Source organism: Streptomyces adustus (genome assembly GCF_009377175.1).
GTDB lineage: Bacteria > Actinomycetota > Actinomycetes > Streptomycetales > Streptomycetaceae > Streptomyces > Streptomyces adustus.
Genome location: NZ_VJZD01000481.1, coordinates 1 through 2851 on the forward strand (window position 1 = coordinate 1; position 2851 = coordinate 2851).

Below are 2851 nucleotides of genomic sequence, written 5' to 3' on the forward strand. Positions count from 1 at the left end.
CGGGCGGGGGCGGGTCGTGGCGGTGGGGCTCAGGTACGTACTTCGAGCAGGGGGACCAGCTGTTCGGCCGGGGTCATCGAACCATGGTTGCCGACCATCGCCGACTCCTTCGGTTCCCGCTCCGAGGCGATGATCAGCACGTCGTCGTGGGCGGCCGCCACCACGTCGCCGATACGTGCGTACACGCGCTCGTCGATGTGCGGGCCGAACCAGCCGGCCGCGATCGCCTCGTCCCGCGAAGCCACCCAGAACTGCTCGCCGAGCACCTCGCGCCAGCAGGTCAGTACGTCGTTCTCGGCGCCCGGCACCGCGTAGACGTGGCGGGCGCGGCCCTCGCCGCCCAGCAGGGCCACGCCGGCGCGCAGCTCCCAGTCCTCGTCGAAGTCGATGCGGTGCTGCTCGTCGAACGGGACGTCGATCATGCCGTGGTCGGCCGTGACGTACAGGGCGCTGCGCGGGGGCAGCTGCTCGGCCAGCCGCTGGACGAGCCGGTCGACGTACATGAGCTGACCGCGCCAGGTGTCGGAGGCGACGCCGTAGCGGTGGCCCGCGCCGTCGAGTTCGGCGTAGTACGTGTAGACCAGGGAGCGGTCGGCGGCGGCCAGTTGGGCGGCCGCGAGATCCACGCGCTCCTCGCCGGCCAGCCGCCCGTGGAACGTTCCGCCGCTGAGGGCGACCTTGGTCAGCGGGGTGTTCGCGAAGGTCGGCGACGAGACCTGGGCGGCGTGCACCCCGGCCTCGTGGGCCAGCTGGAAGACGGTGGGGTACGGCTGCCAGACGCGCGGCGAGGTCCACGGCTTCCAGCGGAGCTGGTTCATCAGCTCGCCGGTGTCCGGGTTGCGGACGGTGTAACCGGGCAGGCCGTGGGCGCCAGGCGGGAGGCCGGTGCCGACGGAGGCGAGGGAGGTCGCGGTGGTGGCCGGGTAGCCGGCGGTGATCGGGCGGCCGGTGCCGCCGCGGGAGCTCGCCAGCAGCGAGGCCATGAAGGGGGCCTCGTCCGGGTGCGCCCTGAGCTGTTCCCAGCCCAGGCCGTCGATCAGGAACACGCAGTTGCGGTCGGCGGCGGTCAGCTCGGGGATGCCGGTGGGCATGCCGGGGACGCCCATGCCGGCGGCGAGCGTGGGCAGCAGGTCGGCGAGCGAGCCGGAGCCGTACTCCGGGACGGGGGCGGAGCCGACGGCGAGCGGCTCGGGGTGGTCCCAGGCGACGGAATCGGACGGCGAGAGATGGGACATCAGGCGGTGACGTCCGCTGTCGCCTCGGAGATGGCCTGGGCGAAGGAGAGGGCCTGGCGGACCGTCTCCGGGCCGTCCCCGGCCTCGCTGACGCGCAGGCTGAGGTCGTCCGCCGTCGAGCTGCCCGTGTAGCCGTGGTCGGCGTCGCAGTTGGGGTCGCCGCAGGCGGCGGGCTCCAGGTCGATGCGGGAGACGGCGCCCCAGCCGATGGTCAGCACGATCTCGCGCGGCAGCGTGCCGGGGGTGTAGGACTCGGGGTTGGCGACCACCCGGCTGACCACGACGGACGAGATCCGGCCGATCTTCACGGACTCCGTGGACGTCGTGGCGTACGGCGTCGGGGAGGTGGTGTCGGCGGCCTGCTCGTCGGTGTGGCTCACGATGAAGCGGTTGTCGGTGAGGACCAGCACGGTCACGTGCCGGCGCACCTCGTTCTGGTCGAACGTGGTCTCCTGGTGGACCAGGTACGACCGGATCGGCTCGCCGCCCACGGCGGCCTCCACCGCCTCGGCCACGAGGGCCGGGTAGTAGCCGCTGCGCTCGATCGCCGCTCGCAGCCCCTGGGTCGTCGTACTGGTCTTGGCCATGACGTCCATCCTACGGGGGCGCACTGACTGCGAGGCACCGCTCGGCGCAGCCGACGGTTCCGCGCGAGGGAACCGTCGGGCCCGGACCGTAGCCCGGCGCAGCGCTCGGCAGGACCGGACAGTCGCCCGGCCGCGCTCAGTACGAGGGGAGCGTGCGCGGGCCGAGGTCGTCACGGACGGGGGGCGGCGCCAGGCGCACGGTGGCGCCGAGGACGCTCAGTCCGCGAGGGGCGACGACGACCGGCTCCAGGGTGACCGCGACGACCTCGGGGTGGTCGTCCACCAGCCGGGACACCCGCAGCAGCAGCTCCTCCAGCGCAGGCGTGTCGACCGGGGTCGAGCCCCGCCAGCCGAACAGCAGCGGCGCCGTCCGGATCGACCTGATCAGCGAGGTCGCGTCGCGGTCGGTGACCGGAACCAGCCGGTGCGCCATGTCGTCGAGCAGTTGGGACGCGGCTCCGGCGAGCCCGAACGACAGCACGGCCCCGGCCTTCGGATCGATGACCGAGCGCACGACCGTGTCGACCCCGCGCGGTGCCATCGCCTGCACCACCGGCCGCAGTTCGTCCGGCTTCCCGAACAGCTCGGTCAGCTCGGCGTACGCCCGGCGCAGTTGCTCCTCGTCCGCCAGGTCGAGGCGGACGCCGCCGAGGTCGGCGCGGTGTCGCAGATGCGGTGCGGTGGCCTTGAGGGCCACGGGATAGCCGAGGGCGCGGGCGGCCTCGGCGGCGGCCTCGGGAGTGGGTGCGGGCACCGCCTCGCGCACGGCGATCCCGTACCGTGCGAGCAGTTCGCACGTCTCCCGGGTGCCGAGGGTGAGCCCCTGGCCACGGTCGAGCAGCCCTTCGATCAGCCGGGCCGCCCCCTTCTCGTCGATGTCGTCGTACTCCGGCACCTTGCCGGGGTCGGCGGCCTCGCGCCGCCACTGCCCGTACTTGACGGCCTCGGCGAGAGCGCGGACGGCACGCTCGGCGGCGGGGTAGGCGGGGATGAGCCGGGCGCCGGGGGTGGTGGCGGGCTCGCCGAGGG

3 protein-coding genes are annotated in these 2851 nt (G+C 73.8%); all 3 read right to left on the minus strand.

The window, feature by feature from the left end; translation table 11 throughout:
- Positions 1-29 precede the first annotated feature (29 nt).
- Positions 30-1235, minus strand: coding sequence for an alkaline phosphatase family protein (locus FNH09_RS45830; protein WP_152895786.1), 1206 nt, complete (start codon positions 1233-1235; stop codon positions 30-32).
- A complete protein-coding gene (locus tag FNH09_RS45835) occupies positions 1235-1822 on the minus strand; it encodes a DUF5998 family protein (protein WP_152895787.1) in 588 nt (195 codons plus the stop codon). Before FNH09_RS45835 ends, FNH09_RS45830 begins: the two co-directional genes overlap by 1 nt.
- A 136-nt stretch (positions 1823-1958) precedes the next feature.
- The coding region (locus FNH09_RS45840) for an acetate--CoA ligase family protein (protein ID WP_202919898.1) at positions 1959-2851 on the minus strand (893 nt) is incomplete at its 5' end.

Coding starts and splice junctions, on each gene's coding strand:
- FNH09_RS45830 (WP_152895786.1), bottom strand. CDS start 1,235: ATGTCCCATCTCTCGCCGTCCGATTCCGTCGCCTGGGACCACCCCGAG.
- FNH09_RS45835 (WP_152895787.1), bottom strand. CDS start 1,822: ATGGCCAAGACCAGTACGACGACCCAGGGGCTGCGAGCGGCGATCGAG.